General features: G+C 71.3%; 15 protein-coding genes. 12 read left to right on the plus strand and 3 right to left on the minus strand.

All coding sequences use genetic code 11. The features are described 5' to 3' along the window. Positions 1 to 229 precede the first annotated feature (229 nt). The 3 genes from CP981_RS27385 to CP981_RS27395 all read left to right on the plus strand — a co-directional run bounded on the left by CP981_RS27385 (position 230) and on the right by CP981_RS27395 (position 6,605). Entirely contained in the window at positions 230 to 2,917 is a 2,688-nt protein-coding gene (locus tag CP981_RS27385; protein ID WP_085925144.1) for a type 1 periplasmic-binding domain-containing protein, read from the plus strand. Between the two features lie 183 nt (positions 2,918 to 3,100). Further along, positions 3,101 to 3,343, plus strand: a complete 243-nt coding sequence (locus CP981_RS27390) for a hypothetical protein (RefSeq protein ID WP_244329806.1) — start codon at positions 3,101 to 3,103, stop codon at positions 3,341 to 3,343. Positions 3,344 to 3,503: 160 nt separating this feature from the next. Continuing rightward, the gene (locus tag CP981_RS27395) at positions 3,504 to 6,605 is read left to right on the plus strand and encodes a helix-turn-helix transcriptional regulator (RefSeq protein WP_085925146.1); all 3,102 of its coding nucleotides are present in this window, start codon (positions 3,504 to 3,506) and stop codon (positions 6,603 to 6,605) included. On the opposite strand, the gene CP981_RS27400 is transcribed toward CP981_RS27395, so the two are convergent. From CP981_RS27400 to CP981_RS27410, 3 genes are all read right to left on the minus strand, one after another. Next, entirely contained in the window at positions 6,602 to 6,865 is a 264-nt protein-coding gene (locus CP981_RS27400; RefSeq protein WP_085925147.1) for a DUF6191 domain-containing protein, read from the minus strand. The genes CP981_RS27395 and CP981_RS27400 overlap by 4 nt on opposite strands. Before the next feature lie 85 nt (positions 6,866 to 6,950). Next, the gene (locus CP981_RS27405; protein WP_085925148.1) at positions 6,951 to 8,123 is read right to left on the minus strand and encodes a PQQ-dependent sugar dehydrogenase; all 1,173 of its coding nucleotides are present in this window, start codon (positions 8,121 to 8,123) and stop codon (positions 6,951 to 6,953) included. Positions 8,124 to 8,267: 144 nt separating this feature from the next. Then, positions 8,268 to 9,305, minus strand: coding sequence for an aldo/keto reductase (locus tag CP981_RS27410; RefSeq protein ID WP_190144882.1), 1,038 nt, complete (start codon positions 9,303 to 9,305; stop codon positions 8,268 to 8,270). 88 nt (positions 9,306 to 9,393) lie between these two features. On the opposite strand from CP981_RS27410, the gene CP981_RS27415 reads away from it, so the two are divergent. The 9 genes from CP981_RS27415 (at position 9,394) to CP981_RS27460 (ending at position 21,685) form a co-directional block, all read left to right on the plus strand. After that, positions 9,394 to 10,356, plus strand: a complete 963-nt coding sequence (locus CP981_RS27415) for a 2-hydroxyacid dehydrogenase (protein ID WP_085925150.1) — start codon at positions 9,394 to 9,396, stop codon at positions 10,354 to 10,356. A 305-nt stretch (positions 10,357 to 10,661) separates the two neighbouring features. Next, the gene (locus CP981_RS27420; protein WP_085925151.1) at positions 10,662 to 13,580 is read left to right on the plus strand and encodes a putative bifunctional diguanylate cyclase/phosphodiesterase; all 2,919 of its coding nucleotides are present in this window, start codon (positions 10,662 to 10,664) and stop codon (positions 13,578 to 13,580) included. 207 nt (positions 13,581 to 13,787) lie between these two features. Continuing rightward, positions 13,788 to 15,659 carry an acetolactate synthase large subunit gene (locus tag CP981_RS27430; protein ID WP_085925152.1) on the plus strand — a complete coding sequence of 624 codons (1,872 nt, stop codon included), beginning with the start codon at positions 13,788 to 13,790 and terminating at the stop codon, positions 15,657 to 15,659. A 40-nt stretch (positions 15,660 to 15,699) separates the two neighbouring features. Beyond that, positions 15,700 to 16,224 carry an acetolactate synthase small subunit gene (gene ilvN / locus CP981_RS27435; protein WP_018087233.1) on the plus strand — a complete coding sequence of 175 codons (525 nt, stop codon included), beginning with the start codon at positions 15,700 to 15,702 and terminating at the stop codon, positions 16,222 to 16,224. A 101-nt stretch (positions 16,225 to 16,325) separates the two neighbouring features. After that, positions 16,326 to 17,324: a ketol-acid reductoisomerase gene (gene ilvC / locus CP981_RS27440; protein WP_085925153.1), complete on the plus strand. Its 999-nt coding sequence runs from the start codon at positions 16,326 to 16,328 to the stop codon at positions 17,322 to 17,324. Positions 17,325 to 17,581: 257 nt separating this feature from the next. After that, positions 17,582 to 19,174 carry a phosphoglycerate dehydrogenase gene (serA, locus tag CP981_RS27445; protein ID WP_085925154.1) on the plus strand — a complete coding sequence of 531 codons (1,593 nt, stop codon included), beginning with the start codon at positions 17,582 to 17,584 and terminating at the stop codon, positions 19,172 to 19,174. Positions 19,175 to 19,474: 300 nt separating this feature from the next. Beyond that, positions 19,475 to 20,122, plus strand: a complete 648-nt coding sequence (locus CP981_RS27450) for a PRC-barrel domain-containing protein (RefSeq protein WP_085925155.1) — start codon at positions 19,475 to 19,477, stop codon at positions 20,120 to 20,122. 82 nt (positions 20,123 to 20,204) lie between these two features. Next, positions 20,205 to 20,804 (plus strand): TetR/AcrR family transcriptional regulator, encoded by a 600-nt coding sequence (locus tag CP981_RS27455; RefSeq protein ID WP_085925156.1) that lies wholly within the window; start codon positions 20,205 to 20,207, stop codon positions 20,802 to 20,804. Positions 20,805 to 21,034: 230 nt separating this feature from the next. Further along, the gene (locus CP981_RS27460) at positions 21,035 to 21,685 is read left to right on the plus strand and encodes an RDD family protein (RefSeq protein ID WP_158092652.1); all 651 of its coding nucleotides are present in this window, start codon (positions 21,035 to 21,037) and stop codon (positions 21,683 to 21,685) included. The last annotated feature ends 3 nt before the right edge of the window (positions 21,686 to 21,688 follow it).

Raw genomic sequence — 21,688 nt, forward strand, 5'->3', positions numbered from 1 at the left:
AACCGACCTCCGTCGAAGACCCACCGGTCCGTCCGGTGGGTCTTCGGCGTTGGTGGGGGGCGCGGTGGCCCCGCCGGGTCCGCTCCCGGCGCATCGGCAGCGGCTGCCGTGCGTCGTCCACAGCGACTGCCGCGCGTCATCCACAAATTCCGCAAGTCGATTGAGCCCTCGTGGTCACGCATCTAGCATGGACAACTACCGTGCGTAGATCATTAGTTAGACCTTTGAGGTGAGATCCGCGAACAACTCCGTCGAACCCTCCTCCTTTCCTGACGATGCCGGTGCGGACCACTTCATCCGTGAGTACCGCACCGCCGTGAACCCCGCCCGTCGGGAGCTCCTGGAGAACAAACCGCCCCTGCTCATCCTCTGCACCCCGGCGGATGCCCCGGAGTCCCACACCCACCGGGTCCTGGAAGCCCTGCGCTGGGCTCTCGGTCCCGAACACAAGCGGGTTCCCCACACCGTGCTGTACGCCGAGGACGAGACGCCTCTCCTGAGCGTGCAGGCGGGGGCGGGACTCGGATTCGACATCCCCCGGCGCTCGGCACCCGACCGGCTCCCCAACTTCTGGCTGATGGCGGACGTCGTCGCCCAGATACAGGAAGGCCGTCCGGGCACCGGCGGCCTCGGGGCACGGAAGTTGCGCGACCATGTCTACCGGCAGCGGGCCGAACGGGGCGGCTTCCCCGGCCTGTTATGGCACATGGGCGGCACGGACACCGCACCGATCGGCGGGGTGCGGGCCTTCTTCGTCGGCCTCGTGTGGCACTCCCTGACCCGGACGCTGCCCCGGTGGATCTGGACCCTCCGGCAGAACCGGCGGCTCATCAGGTCCAAGCGGAGCGGCTGGCTCGGCAAGCACCTCAATGCGACCGCCGGCGCGGCGCCGGTGTTCGAACTCCTCGACCAGGTGGGCGCCCGCCAGTCGCCCCGGCTGAGCCTGGAACCCGACCACCCCCGGCACAAGGAGGGGCTCGCCGCCCTCGAAGTCCTGCTGCTGCGCGCCCTGCTGGAGGATCTGCGGAAGCCCGCCGTCGGGCGGCTGCTGCCCAAGCGCCGCCGCCGGGTGGCACGCCCCGCACTGCTGGTGGAAATCCCGCCGGAGGGCGCCCCGGGGGCCGACGCGGCGGAACGGCTGCTGCGCGCGTTCCACACCCTGCAAGCCGGCCTGGACGGGCCGGGCCCGCTGGTCATCGCGGTAGGCAGGCCCTCCGGGTCCCTCCAGTCGGACCTGGGGGTGGAACGCACCAACCTCCGCCGGGCGAGCAGCCTGCTCCACTCCAGCAATCCGCGGCCGGTCGTGGTGCCACTGGAGGAGGAACCCTTCGAGCGCCCCGGGTTACAGATCCCCCCGGTGCAGCCGCGGCAGTTCCTGATGGGCTGGCGCGCCGTGACCGCGGTGGAACTGGCCGCGCTGACCGCGGTCCTGGTGGGCGGCGCCACCGCTCCCAGCCTCTGGGACACACCGCCGGACACCCGGTGCGTCGGCGGGGACCGGCCGGTCGCCGCCGACGGTCAGAACAAGAGGGTCGAGGTCAGGCCCACGGAGTGGTACCAGGACGTGCTGCGCCGGATCAAGAAGCAGAACGGGCAGGCCGAGAAGTACGCCAAGGACCGGGCGGTGCGCACGGTCGTCCTCTTCGAATCGGACCCGCCGACGGACGCGGAGGACACCATCTTCGACGGCTCGATCCCCGAGCTGCGCGGGGTGGCCCTGTGGCAGCAGCAGCTGATCGACGATGCCGCCTCGGACTCCTCCCGGGTACCGCTGCGGGTGGAGGTACGGCCGGTCGGCGCAGGCTTCCACAAGGTCGTCCCCGCCGTGCGTGACCTCATCCAGGAAGTCGAGCGGGAGGACTCCGGAGAGGAGTACGAGAAGATCGTCGGCGTCCTGGGCTTCGCGCAGAGCACCAAGGAGACGCAGGAGGCCGTGGCGCTGCTGGGCGGGGCGGGGATGCCGATGGTCGGCACGACCGCGACCGCCGACGAGATGCAACGGAGCGAGAACTACTGGCCCTTCACCCCGGACAACAGCGAGGAGGCCCGTGTCGAGGCCGCATTCGCCGCCCGCTCCCACATCGTGGTGAAGGCCGGGCAGGCCGAGCCGGATGCGCCGATGGAATGCGCTCCCGCCCGGAACACGGTGATCGTACGGACCCCCGGCGACCTCTACAGCGAGAGCCTCGCCGACAAGTTCCACCAGTCCTTCCGGGGCGACAAGACCGTCATCAGCTTCCGTCAGGGAGCGCAGCCCTTCCCCACGCCCCCGGGCACCCAGAAGTCGACCACGGCGGACCAGCTGGTCGGCCAGGTGTGCCAGGCCCTCCAGGCCGAGCCGGACACCGCCGTCTTCTGGACCGCGCGGGCCCGGGACTTCACCGCCTTCGTCCGCGCCATGGACGCCAACGGGACCTGCACCGAGAAGGGCCTCACCGTCCTCGGCGGCAATGAGCTGACGAATGTGGCGCTCACCGGCCAGTTCGCCGACAAGCCGTGGCTGCGTCTGTACCACTCCGCGCACCGGCTGCCCGAAGGGGACAAGCGCGCCAGCCAGAAGACCCAGCAGTTCGTCCGCCTCTACAACGGGAACTACCCGCGGGACCCGTGGCGGCAGGACGGCCACTCCGCGGTCTCCTACGACGCCTTCCATGTCCTCTCCAGGGCGGTGGACGAGGCACATACGGGCAATGGCGTGCGCCGGGAGTCCGTGGTGACCGCGCTGAAGAACGGCATCAGCTTCGACGGTGCCACCGGCTTCATCCGGTTCTCCGAGTTCAGCAGCGGTCCTCCGGTGAACAAGACACTGGTGATCCTCAGGCAGTCGGACGGCGAACCCACGGCGGTGGTCGCCTGCGGCGCGTACAGCCAGCAGGCGGGGAAGGAGAAGAACCAGGGGCCGCCCTGCGCCGACTGACGGTGCTTACGGCGGGAATCCGGGGGCTCTACGGCCTCCGGGCCCCGTCCCTACGCCTCCGGACGCCGTCCCTAGGTATCCCCCCGCCCGCCGGTACCGCTTCCTAAGGGCCGGCCGGGCACGTAGATCGGGAACTCTCCCGATGTGGCGGACCCCCCTGGGAGGCGAGGCTGGAGCCACTCGATGAACCGTCGGGGGCATCACCTCACCACCATCAGGGGAGACACCATGTTCCACTCCGAGCTGGAGTTGCGGGTCCGCTACGAAGAGCTGCGCCGCGAGGCCGACCGGCAGCGCATGCAGCGCGAGGCGACCGGGGCCGCGCGTGCCGGACGCCGCGGCGCCGCCCGCTCCGGGGCCGACGAACCCGGGGGGCGGGTGAGTACCCGGGGCCGGTGGGCACGGATCCGCCGTGCCACCGCCTGACCGCACGGCCCCCGTGCCCTCCGCCACGCCGGCCCCGCGGCCGGCCCGGCCGCCGCACGTCCGGCCCCAGGTGCTCGCCGCACCGGGCCGGGCGTTCCGCGTACCGGGTCACGCATTCCGCGCAGCGAAACCCCCTGCCGGATTGTCAGACCCCTGTGCGATGCTCAGCGGCGTGGAGACCAGGTCCGTCAGTCCCGTGTTCGTCGGCCGAGCGGCCGAACTCGCCGCGTTGGGGGACGCGCTCGACCGCATCGCGGTGTCCGGCGAACCCCAGGCCCTGCTGATCGGAGGTGAGGCAGGGGTCGGAAAGACGCGTCTCATCGAGGAGTTCGCCGAGTCCGCGCGGGCCCGGGGCGCGCTCGTCGCGTGCGGCGGCTGCATCGAGATCGGCTCCGAGGGCCTGCCCTTCGCCCCGTTCTCGGCGATCCTGCACACCCTCAACTGGCATCTGCGCGACGAACTGGCCGCCGCCGTCGCCGGCCAGGAGGGCGAACTCTCCCGCATCCTGCCCGAATTGGGGGAAACCCCCGGCGAGGCCCATGACGAGGAGATCGGCCGCGCCCGCCTCTTCGAGCTGACCGCCCGCCTCCTGGAGCGGCTCGCCACCGACCGCACCCTCGTCCTCGTCATCGAGGACCTCCACTGGGCCGACCGCTCCACCCGCGAACTGCTCGCCTACCTCCTGAGGACGCTGCACGACGCCAATGTCCTCCTGGTGGCCACCTACCGCTCGGACGACATCCACCGCCGCCACCCCCTGCGCCCGTTCCTCGCCGAGATCGACCGGATGCGCACGGTCCGGCGCGTCGAACTGGCCCGCTTCAACCGCGAGGAGGTCCGCTCCCAGATCGCCGGGATCAACGGCAGCGACCCCGGAGAGGACACCGTCGACCGGGTCTACAAGCGCTCCGAGGGCAACGCCTTCTTCGTCGAGGAGCTGGCCCGCGGCCTCGCCGAGGGCGCTCTGCACGGCCTCAGCGACCCCCTGCGCGATCTGCTGCTGGTCCGCGTCGAGGCGCTGCCCGAGGACGCCCAGCGGGTGGTGCGCACGGCCGCCGAGGGCGGCTCCACCGTCGAACACGAACTCCTCTCCGCCGTCTGCCGGATGCCCGAGGACGACCTCATCGAGGCGCTGCGGGCGGCCGTCGGCAGCAACACCCTCGTGCCCACCCAGGACGGCACGGGCTACCGCTTCCGGCACGCCCTCGCCCGCGAGGCGGTCGTCGACGATCTGCTGCCCGGCGAGCGCACCCGCCTCAACCGCCTCTACGCCGAAGCCCTGGAGGCCAGCCCCTCCCTGGTCCGCGCCGAGGTCTGCGCCGCCCGGCTGGCCAGCTACTGGTACAAGGCCCATGACGCCGCCAAGGCCCTGCCCGCCGTCCTCGCCGCCTCCGTCCAGGCCCGCCGCCGCCATGCCTACGCCGAGCAACTGCGGCTGCTGGACCGCGCCCTGGAGCTGTGGGACGACGCGCCCCCGGAGGTCCGCCAGGGGGTGCGCCCGGTCGACTACGCCGAGGCGTATCCGGCCTGCGGCTGCCATGACGGCGACGCCCTGCGCTTCCTCGACCTGCTCGCCGAGATCGCGGTGGCCGCCCGGCTGTCCGGCGACATCGAACGGGCCTTCACGATCACCAAGCGCGCCCTGCGCTCACTGCGCAGCGAGACCGACCCCCTGCGCACGGCGTGGTTCCTGGTACAGCGCTCCCGCCTCTGCCAGAGCACCGGCCGCGGCAACGGCTGGGAGGATCTCGGCACCGCACAGGAGCTGGTCCGCGGCCTGCCGCCGTCCTCCGTGCACGCCGAGGTGCTGGCCGCCGTCGCCACCTGGGAGATCCTGCACGAACCGGGCCCGGGCACCTTCGCGACGGCCGAACGGGCGGTGGAGCTCGCCCAGTTGGTCGGCGACGAGGAGGCCGAGCTCAACTCCCGGCTGACCCTGGCGGGGCTGCGGGTCGACGCCGGCGCCGTCGACGAGGGCATCGCCGAGTTCCGTACGAGCCTGGAGCGCGCCGTCGACCGCGGCTACTTCGCCGTCATCGGCCGCGGCCAGATCAACCTCGCCTCCGCGCTGGAAGGCGTCGGCCGCTCCCGGGAAGCGGTCGAGGCCACCGACCAGGGCGTCGAACTCACCACCCGCTACGGCCTCAAGGACACCACCAGCTGGGTGCTGGGCAACCGCGCCGAATCCCTTCAGTCGCTGGGCCGCTGGGAGGAGGCCGGCCGGGCCGCCGCCGACGCCCGCCGCCTCGCGCAGAACCCCCGCGCCATCGCGCTGGCCGCCAGCCGCCGCACCGACCTCGCGCTGGACGAAGGAGACCTCGCCGAGGCCGAACGCGAACTGGCCGTCGCCCAGGAGTACTACGGCACCCACGACCCCCAGCCGCAGCACGCCCTCGTCATGGCGCGGCACGCACTGCGCATCGCCGCCCGCCAGGGCCGCCTCCTCGACGCCCGCAGCATCCTCCAGCAGACCCTGGACGCCGGCTTCCCGCCCGGCACCCACCGCTACGCCTGGCCGCTGCTGTGGTCGGCCACCACCGCCGAGGCGGATGCCCGCGGACTGCCCGCCGCCGAGCCCGGCCGGCCCGCGATCCTCGCCCGCATCCGGGACGCCGCCAAGCGGCTGCCCCAGCTCTGCCCGGTCTGGTCGGCGTACGGCCACGCGGTCGACGCCGAACTCCGTCGTGCCGAGGGCCGCGAGACCCCCGACGCCTGGGCCGGGGCCGTCGCCGCTTTCGAGCCCCTGGAGCGCCCGCACGAACTCGCCCGTGCCTGCTACCGCTGGGCCGAATCACTCCTCCACGGCAGCGAGCGGGCCACCGCCGGACTGCACGGCCGTACCCCGCGTGAGGCCGCCGTCCTCCTGCTCACCCAGGCGCACACCGCCGCCGTCACGATGGGCGCCCGCCCGCTCGCCGACGAACTCGAACTCCTCGCCCAGCGGGCCCGTGTCCCGCTGCCGGGCCTCATACCGGACTCCACGGCCGGGACCGCCGCCGGCGGCACCCGCTCCACCGCTGAGGCACCCGCAGTCGCCGCCCCCGCCGAATCCCTCGGCCTGACCCCGCGCGAACGCGAGGTGCTGCGCCTGGTAGCCGACGGCCGCAGCAACCGTCAGATAGCCGACGCCCTGTTCATCTCCCCGAAGACCGCCAGCGTCCATGTCTCCAACATCCTCGCCAAGCTGGGCGTCTCCGGCCGGGGCGAGGCGGGCGCGGTGGCGCACCGCCTGCGCCTCTTCGGCGAACCGGCAGCAGGCTAGGACCCGTTCGGCTGTCCGGCGTCCGGCTGGGACACGTGCGGCGAGCCGGCACGCGGCTGGGACACGCCCCGGGACGGCTCGGCGTCCCGGTCCTGCCGCGGTGGCGCCGTCCGGACGACGACGGTGCCCGAGGCGAGATCGATCGGGCCCTTGCCGGGGTCGGCGTCGCCCACGTCATCGACGACGAGCGACATCCGCTGCCGCTCCTCGTCGGTGTTTTTGCGCCCTGGTGCGAACAGTTCTTCCGCGATGTTGAACATGGTGCCCTGCCCCCTCTTCGGTGTGCGCGCACCCGTCCCCTGCCCCCGAGTCTAGGCAGGACACCCGAAAAGGGGATCTGCCGGATCAGCTCACCTTGAGGCGGAGAATCCGGTCATCGCCCTTGTGCGGGGTGCCCCGTCCGTCCGTGTTGCTGGTGACCAGCCACAACGTGCCGTCGCCGGCCGCCACGACGGTCCGCAGCCGTCCGTAGGTGCCCTTCAGGAAGGCCTGCGGAGCGGCCACCGGCTTCGTCCCGTCCAGCGGGATCCGCCACAGCCGTTCGCCGCGCAGCGACGCCATCCAGACCGAGCCCTTGGCGAAGGCGATACCGCTGGGCGAGGCGTCCGCGGTCTTCCACTGCTCGACCGGATTCACGAATCCGGCGCCCTTCGACCCGCCCTTGGCCTTGCCCTCGACCTCCGGCCAGCCGTAGTTCTTGCCCGGCTCGATGAGATTGAGCTCGTCCCAGGTGTCCTGCCCGAACTCCGAGGCCCACAGCCGCTTGCCGTTGTCCCAGGCCAGCCCCTGCACATTGCGGTGGCCGTAGTCGTACACCACCGAATCCGCCTCGGGGTTGCCGTGCGCCGGCTCGCCGTCCGGCGTCATCCGCAGGATCTTGCCGGCCGGGGAGTCCTTGTCCTGCGCGAGCCCCTTGTCGCCGGTCTCGCCGGTGCCCGCGTAGAGCATCTTGTCCGGGCCGAACGCGATCCGCCCGCCGTTGTGGATCTGCCCCTTGGGGATGCCCTTGAAGAGGGTGTCGGGCGCGCCCAGCTGATTGCCCGGCGGGCGCTTCTCGTCGTAGTTCATGCGGGCGATGCGGTTGTCGGACGCGGTGGTGAAGTACGCGTACACCTGGTGGTCCGCGCCGAACGCCGAGGACACCGCGATCCCCAGCAGCCCGCCCTCGCCCCCCGGGTCCACACCCGGCACCGACCCCAGCTCGGTCTTCTTGCCGCTGTCCGCCGCGATCCGGACGATCTTCCCGGTGTCACGGGAGGCGACCAGCAGATCCCCGCCCGGCAGCACCGCCACCCCCCACGGTGACGTCAGCCCGGTCGCCAGGGTGCGGGTCACCTTCACCGAGCCCTTGGCGGGCGGTGCGGTGGACTCCGGTGTGGCGCCCGGCGCGGCGGCGCTCTTCGACGGGGCCGCCGAGGAGCCGCCACCGCCCTCGGGCTGTGCGCCGCCGGACGAGCAGCCCGCTGCCAGGAGCAGCGAAGCGGCGGCCAACACGGCGGTCTGGGAACGGCGTTGCACGGCAGGGTCCTCTCGTCGGCAGGGCGTGGACAAGAACACCACATCGCGCGCTGCGGCGCCGCGCCTCACACGCTCCGGAGCCACTCCCACCTGCCATGATCCGGCGCGGACGGCAGGGCCGCGAGCGGGCCGGGCGGGCCTGGCCTAATACCAGGACCCGCGCGCCGGCGGCAGCGCGGCGATCTCCGCCAGATCCTCGCGGGTGAGCGTCAGCTCCACGGCCTTGGCGTTCTGCGCCGCCCAGCGCTCCTTCTTCGTCCCCGGCACCGGGACGACATGCCGGCCCTGCGCCAGCGTCCACGCCAGCGCCACCTGCCCCGGCGTCGCCCCGTAGCGGGCACCGATCCGCCGCAGCCCGGCCACCACCGGCTGGTTCGCGGCCATCATCTCGGCGGTGAAGCGGGGGTGGCGGGCCCGTAGGTCCTCCGGTTCGAAGCCCTGCCCCGGGGTGAGGGTGCCGGTCAGATAGCCGTTCCCCAGCGGCATCGCCGCCAGGAAGCCCACGCCCCGCGACTCGCACCACGGCAGCAGCGCCTCCAGCGGCTCCGGCGACCACACCGACAGCTCGGCCTGCACACTGCTGACCGGGAACACCTGCTGGATCCGCTCCAGTTGGGCCAGCGTCCCGTCGTGCATCCGGGACCGGGGACGCGCCCGCCCGCCCGGCCGCCGCTCCGTACGGGCCGCGCGGGCCGGCCGGACCGCCCGCGCGCCCACCGCGCACAGCCCCAGCGACCGCACCTTCCCGGCGGCCACCAGCTCCGCCATCGCCCCCCAGGTCTCCTCGATGGGCACCTCGGGATCGGGACGGTGCAGCTGGTAGAGATCGATACGGTCGGTCTGAAGCCGGCGCAGCGAGGCATCACAGGCCCGCTTGACGTATCCGGGCCGCCCATTGGCGACGATGTGCTGCTCACCCACCAGCAGCCCGCACTTGGTCGACACGAAGGCGTCCGCCCGCCGTTCCTTGAGCACCCGCCCCACCAGCAGCTCATTGGTGAACGGGCCGTACATGTCGGCGGTGTCCAGCAGGCTGCACCCCCGGTCCAGCGCGGTGTGCACGGCCCGCAGCGAGCTGTCCAAGCTGCGCTGCGACTCGGTGTACCCCCAGCTCATCGGCATACAGCCGAGCCCGATGGCCCCCACGTCAAGGGCCGCCGCACCGATTGTCCTGCGCTCCACCTGGTTGTGCCTCCGTCCCCTCGCCCCCGGTCAAGGGCCTGACCAAACTAACGTCTGAACAGAACGTCTCTTCGCATAGCCTCGGGGCATGGCAACAGCGGACCAGCACACCGACCCGCACGACGTATGGCTCCCGATCCCGCCCGACGAGATCGAGGGACTCCCCGACGGGCTCCACTACGTCCACTGGGACGCCGGCCCCGACTATCCGGCCGACCCCGCCCGCTGTGTCTTCTACGCCGTCCCCTACATGAAGAGCGCGGAGATCCTGCTGCGCCCGCTGCCCCGGATGAGCCGGGTACGGGTGGTGCAGACGCTCACCGCCGGCACCGAGAACATGCTCCCGGGGCTGTCCGACATGCCGTCCGGTGCCCGGCTGTGCAACGCCCGCGGGCTGCACGACGCCAGCACCGCGGAGCTGGCGCTCACCCTGACCCTCGCGGCGCTACGCGGCATCCCGGGCTTCGTCCGGGCCCAGGACGCGGGGGAGTGGCGGCCGGACCTCCGGCCGGCGCTGGCCGACAAGTCGGTCCTCATTGTGGGCTATGGTTCGATCGGCAGTGCCATCGAAGACCGGCTCACACCTTTCGAGTGTGCGCGGGTCGTGCGCATCGCACGCACCGCCCGTGACACAGTGCGCGGTCCTGTGCATCCACTCTCCGACCTGTCCGCCCATCTGCCCGAAGCGGACGTCGTCGTGCTCGCGACTCCGCTCACCGACGCCACGCGTGGCCTGGTGGGAAGCGGTTTCCTGGCGCAGATGAAGGACGGCGCACTGCTGGTGAACGTCGCGCGCGGCGGCGTCGTCGACACCAAGGCACTGCTCGCCGAGCTGGAATCCGGACGGCTGTACGCGGCGCTCGATGTCACCGACCCGGAACCCCTGCCCACCGGACATCCGCTGTGGCACGCTCCCGGCGTACTCATCACTCCACACGTCGGTGGCCCCAGCTCTGCCTTCCTGCCCCGTGCGAAGCGGCTGATCCGGGACCAGTTGACGCTCTTCGCGGCCGGCGAGCCCCTGCGGAACGTGGTCGCCACCGCCGAATGAAAGCGCTTGCGCGTAGCGCTACGAGGCCGTACGACTGCAAGGAGTGTTCGCCATTCGCTCGTAGTCACGCTCCGTAGAGACGCTATGTCCCTGAGTGACGGAACTGGTGTATCGTCCGAGCGGGGACGACGCCGGGAACGACGCGGCGCGTGCGAACGATCCGGGACTCGAGGGGGGCGACGGGCGATGTACGGCCGATGGACGAGTGGCGAGAAGCACGATCCACGAGCGCCCGCGGGAATACTGCGCGGCCCCCAGGAGCATCGCTCGCGGCGGCGCCCGGTGCGGGTGAGCGGGAGAGTCCGGTGAGCGCCCCCGGGGCGATGCTCTCCAGGTCGCCGGCGCCGGCCGGCAACCCGCCGAGTGTCGCGCCGCAGATCGTGCTGGCGGTGGTCTGCGGCGGCTATGCCGTCGGCGCCGCGTTCGGCTGGGGATCGCCCGAAGTCGCCGCGTTCATGGGGGACTTCGGCCTCAGCTTCGCGGCATTTCTGGCCGCCGTCTCCTGCGGGCTGTACGCCCGCAAGCGCCGCAGCCGGTTCCGCCCGGCCTGGATGCTGTTCGCCGCGTCCTCCGGGATGGCCGGCCTCGGCAACGGCGTATGGGGCTGGTACGAGGTCATCAAAGGGGTCGCGGTACCCAGCCCCTGCCTGGCCGACTTCTGCTTCCTGCTCTTCGCGCCGCCGGCCATCGTCGGCCTGCTGGTGCTCGCCAAGAGGCCGGTGACCAGGGCCGGTTGGGTCTGTCTGGGTCTCGACTCCTGGCTGATCGCCGGATCGCTGGTCACTCTCTCATGGAGCCTCGCGCTCGCGCACACCGCCCACTTCCAGGGCCGCAGCGTGGCCCAGAGCGCCCTCTCGCTGGCCTACCCGCTGCTGGACATCGTGCTGGTGAGCATGGTGCTCGCACTGCACTTCCGGCGCTCCTCGGTGCACCGCTCGGCCATCAACACCGCGGTCGCGGCACTGGCGTTGACGGTGCTGTGCGACGCCCTGTTCAGCTCCCCGCTGCTGCGCGAGCACTACCGCTCCGGCCAGATCCTGGACGCCGGATGGTTCGCCGGCTCGATGCTGCTCGCCTACGCGCCCTGGGTCGCCCGCCGCGCGGGGGAGGAGAGCACCGAGGAGGACCTCAAGCCCGCCGCCCGCCGGGTCCAGCCGCACGGCAGCCGCCCCATCGCGGGCTCGCTCGCCGCACTGACCCCGTATCTCGCCGCCGCCGTCTGCACGCTGGGCATCCTCACCAACGTCCTGGACGGGCGGCGCATCGACCGCGTGGTGCTCTTCACCGGCTGCACGGTCGTCCTCGCACTGGTCGTCCGCCAGGGCATCATGCTGCTCGACAACATCACCCTCACCCAGGAGCTGGCGCAGAAGGAGAACCACTTCCGCTCCCTGGTGCAGGGCTCCAGCGATGTCATTATGATCGCCGCCCCGACCGGTGTGCTGCGCTATGTGAGCCCGGCCGCCGCCGGTGTCTACGGCCGTGACGCCGAAGAACTGGTCGGCTCCGAGCTGGCCTCGCTGATCCACCCCGAGGACCTGGGCCGCGTGGTGCACGAGGTCCGCAGATTCCTCGCCGCGGCCCCCGAGGACGAACCGACCACCCGTATCGAGTGCCGCTTCCGCGCGGGTGAGCGGCGCTCCGGCGGTGACGGCTGGCTGAACGTCGAATCCACGGTCAACCGCCACCACGGCGGGTTGATCTTCAACTCCCGCGATGTCACCGAACGCGTCCGCCTCCAGGCCCAGCTCCAGCACAACGCCTCGCACGACGCGCTCACCGACCTGCCCAACCGCGCGCTGTTCACCGAACGCGTCACCCAGGCCGTCACCGGCCGCCGGGCCAGCGACCACGACACCGCAGTGCTCTATATCGACCTCGACGGCTTCAAGCAGGTCAATGACACCATCGGCCATCAGGCGGGCGACGAACTGCTGATCCAGGCCGCCCGGCGGCTCGGCGACTCGGTGCGCTCCGGCGACATAGCGGCACGGCTGGGCGGCGACGAGTTCGCCGCGCTGATCACCGGCGACGGCACGCGCGACCTCGCCGCCCGCGAGTTCCGTATCCACGAGATCGCCGACCGGCTGCGCATCAAGCTCTCCGAGCCGTATCGCATCGACGGCCGGGAGGTGCGGGTGGCGGCCAGCATCGGCGTCGCTTTCGCCGAGCCCGGGGTGAGCCCCGCGGGCCTGCTGCGCAACGCCGACCTCGCGATGTACCGCGCCAAGCAGGCCGGCAAGGGCCGGGTGGAGCTGTACGCACCTCAGATGCAGGACGAGGTCGCGCACCGCGCCGAGCTCGTCGGCAAGCTCCGTACGGCCCTGAGTGACGGCGCCTTCGCGCTGCTGCACCAGCCCGTCGTGGAGCTGGCCACCGGACAGATCACCGCGGTCGCGGCACACGCCCGCTGGCGCTCCGCCCAGGGGATTCTCTTCACCCCGGCCGAATTCCTGCGGGTCGGCGACCGCGGCCGGTTCACCGATGACGGCGACCGCGCCGCGGAGCTGGACCGCTGGCAGCTGGAGGAGGCCGTCGAGCAGGCCGCGGCGCGCCACCGGGCGGGCTATCCGGTGCCGGTCGCGGTCCGGCTCTCCGCCCGCCGGCTGCTGGACCACGCGCTGTCCCCCAAGGGCGTCGAGTCGCTGCTCACCCGGCACAACCTCCCCTCGCGCGCGCTCGTGGTGGAACTGTCCGAGAGCGACCCCCGCCTCCCGCTGGACGACCTGGAGCGCCGGCTGATCGCGCTGCGCCGACTGGGCGTACGGATCGCCCTCGACGGCTTCGGCAGCGGGTACGCCGCCATCAGCGCGCTGCGCCGGCTCCCGGTCGACGTACTGCGGCTGGACCGCGGGCTGGTGGACGGTGTGGTGGAGTCCGCCCGGCTGCACAAGATCACCGCAGGGCTGCTGCGGATCGCCGGTGACCTGGGCATGCAGTCCGTCGCGGACGGCATCGATCTGCCCGAACAGGTCCTCGCCCTGCGCTCCATGGGCTGTACGCACGGCATGGGCACGGCCTTCTCCGGGCCGCTCGACGAACACCGGCTGCGGCGGTCCCTGACGCACGCCCAGTACCCGGTACCGGACCTGGCGGGCAAGGGCCGCGCGGTGGTGCTCACCGGCAGCGGTCTGCCGGCCCGGCAGGGCGGTCCGGTGGGTCCGGAATCGCTCGTGCATCCGCCATTGCGCTCAAATAGTGAGACCTCCGTCCCACCCACTTGACACTCGGTGCACGGCGGGGGGAGGGTCAGTGCCATGCGCACCCGAATTCTCGTACTTGGAAAGCGCGTCGGCTGAAGCCGGGTCCTGACGAACCCGGCTCATCGCACCGACGCGCTCCCCTCGCTTGCCACCTGGCACGGGGGGTTTTTTGTTGCACAGCAACCTCACAAATCCCGTCAAAACCCTCAGCTTCGAGAAGAGACGCAGATGACCGAGCAGGCCTCCGGGGCCCACCATCCGCAGCCGCGGGCCCGTACCGCCGGCGGACCGCAGCAGCCCGCCGCCGTCGAGCACGTCACGGGTGCGCAGTCCCTCATCCGTTCGCTCGAGGAGGTCGGGGCCGACACCGTGTTCGGCATTCCCGGCGGTGCGATCCTTCCGGCGTACGACCCGATGATGGATTCCTCGAAGGTCCGGCACGTCCTGGTGCGCCACGAGCAGGGCGCCGGTCACGCCGCCACGGGATACGCGCAGGCCACCGGCAAGGTCGGCGTCTGCATGGCCACCTCGGGCCCGGGTGCCACCAACCTCGTCACGCCCATCGCCGACGCCCACATGGACTCCGTCCCGCTGGTCGCGATCACCGGTCAGGTCGCGTCCAAGGCGATCGGCACGGACGCCTTCCAGGAGGCGGACATCTGCGGCATCACGATGCCGATCACCAAGCACAACTTCCTGGTCACCGACCCCACCGAGATCCCCCGGACGATCGCCGAGGCGTTCCACATCGCCGCCACCGGCCGTCCCGGCCCGGTCCTGGTCGACATCGCCAAGGACGCCCTCCAGGCGCAGACCACCTTCACCTGGCCGCCGCAGACCGACCTGCCCGGCTACCGCCCGGTGACCAAGCCGCACGCCAAGCAGATCCGCGAGGCCGCCCGGCTGATCGTCGAGTCCAAGCGCCCGGTGCTCTACGTCGGCGGCGGCGTGATGAAGGCCGGCGCCACCGCCGAGCTCAAGGTGCTCGCCGAGCTGACCGGCGCCCCCGTCACCACCACGCTGATGGCGCTGGGTTCCTTCCCCGACAGCCACCCGCAGCATGTCGGCATGCCCGGGATGCACGGCGCGGTCACCGCCGTCACCGCGCTCCAGAAGTCGGACCTGCTGATCACCCTCGGCGCCCGTTTCGACGACCGGGTCACCGGCAAGCTGGACTCCTTCGCGCCGTACGCCAAGGTCGTGCACGCGGACATCGATCCGGCGGAGATCGGCAAGAACCGTGCCGCGGACGTCCCGATCGTCGGTGACGCCCGCGAGGTCATCGCCGACCTGATCGTCGCCGTCCAGGCCGAGCACGACGCCGGCCACAAGGGTGACTACACCGCCTGGTGGAAGGACCTCAACCGCTGGCGGGAGACCTACCCGCTCGGCTACGACCTGCCGGAGGACGGCACCCTCTCCCCGCAGCAGGTCATCGAGCGGATCGGCAAGCTCGCCCCCGCCGACACCATCTACGCCGCGGGCGTCGGCCAGCACCAGATGTGGGCCGCCCACTTCATCGGCTACGAGCAGCCCTCCACCTGGCTGAACTCCGGCGGCGCCGGGACGATGGGCTACGCCGTCCCCGCCGCGATGGGCGCCAAGGCCGGGCAGCCGGACCGTACGGTCTGGGCGATCGACGGCGACGGCTGCTTCCAGATGACCAACCAGGAGCTGGTCACCTGCGCGCTGAACAACATCCCGATCAAGGTCGCGATCATCAACAACGGCGCGCTGGGCATGGTCCGCCAGTGGCAGACCCTCTTTTACAACCAGCGCTACTCCAACACCGTGCTGCACAGCGGCCCCGAGTCCAACGGCCTGGTGACGGCGGGCAAGGCCAGTGGCGGCACCCGCGTTCCGGACTTCGTGAAGCTGTCCGAGGCGATGGGCTGTGTCGCGATGCGCTGTGAGGACCCGGCGGAGCTGGACGCGGTGATCGCCAAGGCCAACGCCATCAACGACCGCCCGGTCGTGATCGACTTCATCGTCCACGAGGACGCCCAGGTGTGGCCGATGGTCGCCGCCGGCACCTCCAACGACGAGGTCATGGCCGCCCGGGGCGTGCGTCCCGACTTCGGCGACAACGCAGACGACTGAGCCCAGGACGTCACGGACGCACGGAAGAAGAGAGAAGACCATGTCCAAGCACACGCTCTCCGTCCTGGTGGAGAACACCCCCGGCATCCTCGCCCGGATCGCCGCCCTGTTCTCCCGCCGCGGCTTCAACATCGACTCCCTCGCGGTCGGGGTCACCGAGCACCCCGACATCTCCCGCATCACCATCGTCGTCAGCGTCGAGTCGCTGCCGCTGGAGCAGGTCACCAAGCAGCTCAACAAGCTCGTCAACGTGCTGAAGATCGTCGAGCTGGAGCCCGGCTCCGCCATTCAGCGCGAACTGGTCCTGGTCAAGGTCCGCGCCGACAACGAGACCCGCTCGCAGATCGTCGAGATCGTCCAGCTCTTCCGCGCCAAGACCGTGGACGTCTCGCCCGAGGCCGTCACGATCGAGGCCACCGGATCCAGTGAAAAGCTGGAGGCGATGCTCAAGATGCTGGAGCCGTACGGCATCAAGGAACTGGTGCAGTCCGGAACCATCGCCATAGGCCGTGGCGCCCGGTCCATCACCGACCGCTCGCTGCGCGCACTGGACCGTACGGCCTGACCGCCGCGGTCCGACCGGACCGCATGGCGAGACCCACCGCCCTTCCCCACCCCGCCCGACGTACTGTGTGGGCACCCGCTAGATCCAAGGAGATACCCGAAGTGGCCGAGCTGTTCTACGACGACGATGCCGACCTGTCCATCATCCAGAACCGCAAGGTCGCGGTCATCGGCTACGGAAGCCAGGGCCACGCCCACGCGCTGTCGCTGCGTGACTCGGGCGTCGATGTGCGGGTCGGTCTGCACGAGGGCTCCAAGTCCAAGGCCAAGGCCGAGGAGCAGGGTCTGCGCGTGGTGACTCCGGCCGAGGCGGCCGCCGAGGCCGACGTCATCATGATCCTGGTGCCGGACCCGATCCAGGCCAAGGTCTACGAGGAGTCCATCAAGGACCACCTGAAGGACGGCGACGCGCTGTTCTTCGGCCACGGTCTCAACATCCGCTACGGCTTCATCAAGCCGCCGGCCAACGTGGACGTCGCCCTGGTGGCCCCAAAGGGCCCGGGCCACCTGGTCCGCCGCCAGTACGAGGAAGGCCGCGGCGTGCCCTGCATCGCGGGCGTCGAGCAGGACGCCTCGGGCAAGGCCTTCGAGCTGGCGCTCTCCTACGCCAAGGGCATCGGCGGCACCCGCGCCGGCGTCATCAAGACCACCTTCACCGAGGAGACCGAGACCGACCTGTTCGGTGAGCAGGCCGTGCTCTGCGGTGGCGCCTCGGCGCTGGTCAAGGCCGGCTTCGAGACCCTGGTCGAGGCGGGCTACCAGCCCGAGATCGCGTACTTCGAGTGCCTCCACGAGCTGAAGCTGATCGTGGACCTCATGTACGAGGGCGGCCTGGAGAAGATGCGCTGGTCGGTCTCCGAGACCGCCGAGTGGGGCGACTACATCACCGGCCCGCGGATCATCAACGAGAACACCAAGGCCGAGATGAAGAAGGTGCTCGCCGAGATCCAGGACGGCACCTTCGCCAACAACTGGATGGCCGAGTACAACGCCGGTCTGCCGAAGTACAACGAGTACAAGAAGGCCGACGAGGATCACCTGCTGGAGACCACGGGCAAGAAGCTCCGCAAGCTCATGAGCTGGGTGGACGACGAGGCGTAAGCCCGGTGACAGGGGGTCGCGGCGATGCCGCGGCCCCCTCGTCCATGGCGCCCCGCGGCGCCTTGTCCGCCGCGTAGAACCACGCACGGGTGATCCTTCCGCATCGGCACAGGACGCGCCCCCCACCGCCACTACACTGCCAAGCACAAGCGCGTCAGGCTCACAGCGTCGTGCGTCTTCCACGCGGCATCCCCCCTTCACCGCCTTCGGCCGTCGGGACGGCCGTCCGCGAAGGACAAGTGAGGACTGAAGACCACGTGAGCTCGAAACCTGTCGTACTGATCGCCGAAGAGCTGTCGCCCGCCACCGTCGACGCCCTCGGCCCGGACTTCGACATCCGGCACTGCAACGGCGCGGACCGCGCCGAGCTGCTCCCCGCCATCGCCGACGTCGACGCCGTCCTCGTGCGCAGCGCGACGAAGATCGACGCCGAGGCCATCGCCGCCGCCAAGAAGCTGCGGGTCGTCGCCCGCGCGGGCGTCGGTCTGGACAACGTCGATGTCTCCGCCGCCACCAAGGCCGGCGTGATGGTCGTCAACGCCCCGACCTCCAACATCGTCACCGCCGCCGAGCTGGCCTGCGGTCTGCTGGTCGCCACGGCCCGCAACATCCCCCAGGCGAACACCGCCCTGAAGAACGGCGAGTGGAAGCGCAGCAAGTACACCGGCGTCGAGCTCAGCGAGAAGACCCTCGGTGTGGTCGGCCTCGGCCGGATCGGCGTCCTGGTCGCCCAGCGGATGTCGGCGTTCGGCATGAAGGTCGTCGCCTACGACCCCTACGTCCAGCCGGCCCGTGCCGCGCAGATGGGCGTCAAGCTGCTGACCCTGGACGAGCTGCTCCAGGTCTCGGACTTCATCACCGTGCACCTCCCCAAGACGCCGGAGACCGTGGGTCTCATCGGGGACGAGGCGCTGCACAAGGTCAAGCCGTCGGTCCGGATCGTCAATGCCGCGCGTGGCGGCATCGTCGACGAGGCGGCGCTGGCCACCGCGCTGAAGGAGGGCCGGGTGGCCGGCGCGGGCCTGGACGTCTACGCCGTCGAGCCCTGCACGGACTCCCCGCTCTTCGAGTTCGACCAGGTCGTCGCCACCCCGCACCTCGGTGCGTCGACGGGTGAGGCGCAGGAGAAGGCCGGTATCGCGGTCGCCAGGTCGGTGCGGCTGGCGCTGGCCGGCGAGCTGGTGCCGGACGCGGTCAACGTCCAGGGCGGCGTGATCGCCGAGGACGTCAAGCCCGGGCTGCCGCTGGCCGAGCGCCTCGGCCGGATCTTCACCGCGCTGGCCGGCGAGGTCGCCATGCGCCTCGATGTCGAGGTGTACGGCGAGATCACCCAGCATGACGTCAAGGTGCTCGAACTCTCCGCGCTCAAGGGCGTGTTCGAGGACGTCGTGGACGAGACGGTGTCCTACGTCAACGCCCCGCTGTTCGCACAGGAGCGCGGTGTGGAGGTGCGGCTGACGACCAGCAGCGAGTCGCCCGAGCACCGCAATGTGGTGACCGTGCGCGGCACCCTCGCGGGCGGCGACGAGGTGTCGATCTCCGGCACGCTGGCCGGCCACAAGAACATCCAGAAGATCGTCGCGGTCGGTGAGCACTCCATCGACCTGTCGCTCGCCGATCACATGGCGTTCCTGCGCTACAGCGACCGCCCCGGTGTCGTCGGCACCGTCGGCCGGATCCTGGGCGAGGCGGGCATCAACATCGGCAATATGCAGGTCTCGCGGGCGGATGTCGGTGGTGAGGCGCTGGTCGCGCTGACCGTCGACGACACCATTCCGCCGAACGTGCTCAGCGAGATCGCCGACGAGATCGGCGCGACCTCGGTGCGCGCGGTGAACCTCGGCGACTGACCGCCAGGTCTTCGCAGGTCAACGGGCCCGGGCCCCGCTCTTCGCGGGGGCCGGGCCCGTTTGCGTGCCCGCATCGTACGGGTGCCGGCGCGGTCCGCGAGCGGGCGTCCGGCGAGGTCGCATCCTTCCGGCATTCACCCGAATGGCGTATCCGGGGGTGGGTGCGCGGGGGCCGTCGGCGCCGTCGTGGGGCCGCCTCGGCCGTCGGGCGCCGGTCCGCCCGATTCGCAGCCGAGATGTTCGCGTCGCGCAATGGGAACTGCGCGTGCCCCCGCCGGTGCGTGCGGAAGGAGAGACGCCATGAATGCACCCCTGGGTGATGCCCCGCAGAGTCTGACCGGGTTGCACGTGGTCGACGCGGACGGCGCGAAGGTGGGCAAGGTCCAGCAGGTCTACCGGGACGATGCCACCAACGAGCCGGAGTGGATCACGGTGCGGACCGGGCTGTTCGGCATGAAGGAGACCTTCATCCCGCTCGCCGGGGCCCGGCGGACCGGCGACGAACTGCATGTTCCGCACGCCAAGGAGACCATCAAGCACGCGCCGCGGATCGACGCCGACGGCCATCTCGACCCCTCCGAGGAGGCCGAGCTGTACCGCCATTACGGGATGGCCCGGCCGGGCACCCCCGATCCGGGCGATGCTGGTCCGGGCATCGGCGAGCCGGGTGGTCCCGCGGCGCGGACCGGTCCCCGGGCGGCGGGGGAGGCCGCACCTCCCACCGCCGTGCCCGGCGAGCGCGACCGGCTGGTCGGCGGGCCGATGGCGGGCGCCGGTGCCGGTACGCGGGCGGGCGAGACCGGCGACGCCGGGCGCGGCAAGGAGCGGGAGCAGCGGGAGATCGGCACCGAGGAGGGCGAGGGCGGCCGGTCCGACCTGCGCGGGCGGGAAGGGCGGCCGGGCGACGGTACGGGGGGTGGCCGCGAGGGGCCGGACCGGCCGCGGTGAGGGAGCGCACCCCAGGGGGCCGTATACGTACGTTTAAAACGGGTGTCTGGTACGAGCGTATGTGTGGCGATAGGCTGCCCCTATGGGACACCGTGAAGATCTTCTGGAGGGCGCCAAGCGCTGTCTCCTGGAGAAGGGATATGCGGGCACCACCGCCCGCGACATCGTGGCCGCGTCCGGCGCCAACCTCGCCTCCATCGGATACCACTACGGCTCCAAGGACGCCCTGATGCGCCAGGCGATCATCGCGTCCAGTGAGGAGTGGGGGACCGGGGTCGCCCAGGTGCCGGCCGGCGGCGAGGCGGTGCCGGCCGACGCCGAGCCGCTGGAGCGGTTCGCCGCGGTGTGGGACCTGTTCCTGCAACGGATCGCCACGGAGCGGGAGTTCATCGCCGCGCAGGTCGAGGTGCTGGGGCTGCTGCCGCGTGACGCGGCCCTGCGCGAGGCGATCGGTGAGGTGCTCCCGGAGGGCGGCGAGGGGCTCGTCGCGATCTTCGAAGGGGTGCCGGACACCGAGGTCGACGCGGAGGCCGCCCGCGTCGTCGGCCCCTTCTACCAGGCCCTGCTCACCGGCCTGATGGTCCAGTCGCTGCTCACGCCCGACCGGATGCCCACGGGCCGGGACCTGGCGGCCGCGCTGCGCCGGGTCACCGCGGGCGAGGTGCTGGGGAAGGCGGAGTGACCGCCGCCCGGCGCCGTCCGGTGGAGATTTGCGGCGGCCTGTGCGGCGTGCTGTCCTGAAATGAAGAGGTTGCGCAGTCGACGCCTGCGGGCGTGGCGACAGGTTGAGCGGCCGTCAGGAAGAGGCCGGCCGTTCGTCCCGGCCGGTGCCCGTGGGGGCTGACGGGCGGATCCACCATGCACGGCACGCCAGTTCCTGCTCGCTGGATGCCGGTGACGAAGGACCTGCGCATGACCGAAAATCCCCACGATGCGGCGGAGCCGAAAAGGGCGGAGCGGTCGAACAAGGCGGAGCGGTGGAAGAAGGCGGAGCAGCCGCCGCCCGGTCCGCGGCCCGCACCGCGCTGGGCACAACGGGGACCGGCTTCCGCACGTGCCTACGCCCCCGCCTCGGCGCCCACCGTGTGCCCGGTCTGCCGGGGCCCGGTGGAGGGTGAGCTCACCTGCCAGTTCTGCGGGCAGGTCATGGTGCTGCCGACCGGAATCCATCTGTCCACCGTGGGGCTCCGCCTCGGCGGCTTCCTGCTGGAGAACCTGCTGATGCTCTGCACGCTGTACATCGGCTGGCTCATCTGGGCCTTTCTCGTCTTCCCGCGGGGGCAGACCCCGGCCAAGCAATTGCTGCACATGCGGGTCATCTACATTCCGGAGGCCCGCGCGGCCCGCTGGTGGCGAATGTTCTTCCGTGAATTCATCGCCAAGGGGATCATCGGCCTGCTCGCCGCCGTCACCCTGCTGATCCCGTACTTCTGGCTGCTGTGGGACCGCAACCGGCAGGAGCTGTGGGACAAGATGGCCACCACGCTCGTCGTCACCGACCCCGCTGACCGGCTCCGCCCGTCCCCTCAGCCGCCCGCCGAGCTCCCCGGGGGATGGAGCTGACGA

This window comes from Streptomyces platensis, assembly GCF_008704855.1.
Classification (GTDB): domain Bacteria; phylum Actinomycetota; class Actinomycetes; order Streptomycetales; family Streptomycetaceae; genus Streptomyces; species Streptomyces platensis.

Bases quoted from the DNA above. Each gene is read 5' to 3' on its own strand.
- CP981_RS27450 (WP_085925155.1), top strand. From the start codon at position 19,475: ATGAATGCACCCCTGGGTGATGCCCCGCAGAGTCTGACCGGGTTGCAC.
- CP981_RS27395 (WP_085925146.1), top strand. From the start codon at position 3,504: ATGCTCAGCGGCGTGGAGACCAGGTCCGTCAGTCCCGTGTTCGTCGGC.
- CP981_RS27430 (WP_085925152.1), top strand. From the start codon at position 13,788: ATGACCGAGCAGGCCTCCGGGGCCCACCATCCGCAGCCGCGGGCCCGT.
- CP981_RS27455 (WP_085925156.1), top strand. From the start codon at position 20,205: ATGGGACACCGTGAAGATCTTCTGGAGGGCGCCAAGCGCTGTCTCCTG.
- ilvN (WP_018087233.1), top strand. From the start codon at position 15,700: ATGTCCAAGCACACGCTCTCCGTCCTGGTGGAGAACACCCCCGGCATC.
- CP981_RS27415 (WP_085925150.1), top strand. From the start codon at position 9,394: ATGGCAACAGCGGACCAGCACACCGACCCGCACGACGTATGGCTCCCG.
- CP981_RS27400 (WP_085925147.1), bottom strand. From the start codon at position 6,865: ATGTTCAACATCGCGGAAGAACTGTTCGCACCAGGGCGCAAAAACACC.
- CP981_RS27390 (WP_244329806.1), top strand. From the start codon at position 3,101: ATGAACCGTCGGGGGCATCACCTCACCACCATCAGGGGAGACACCATG.
- CP981_RS27460 (WP_158092652.1), top strand. From the start codon at position 21,035: ATGACCGAAAATCCCCACGATGCGGCGGAGCCGAAAAGGGCGGAGCGG.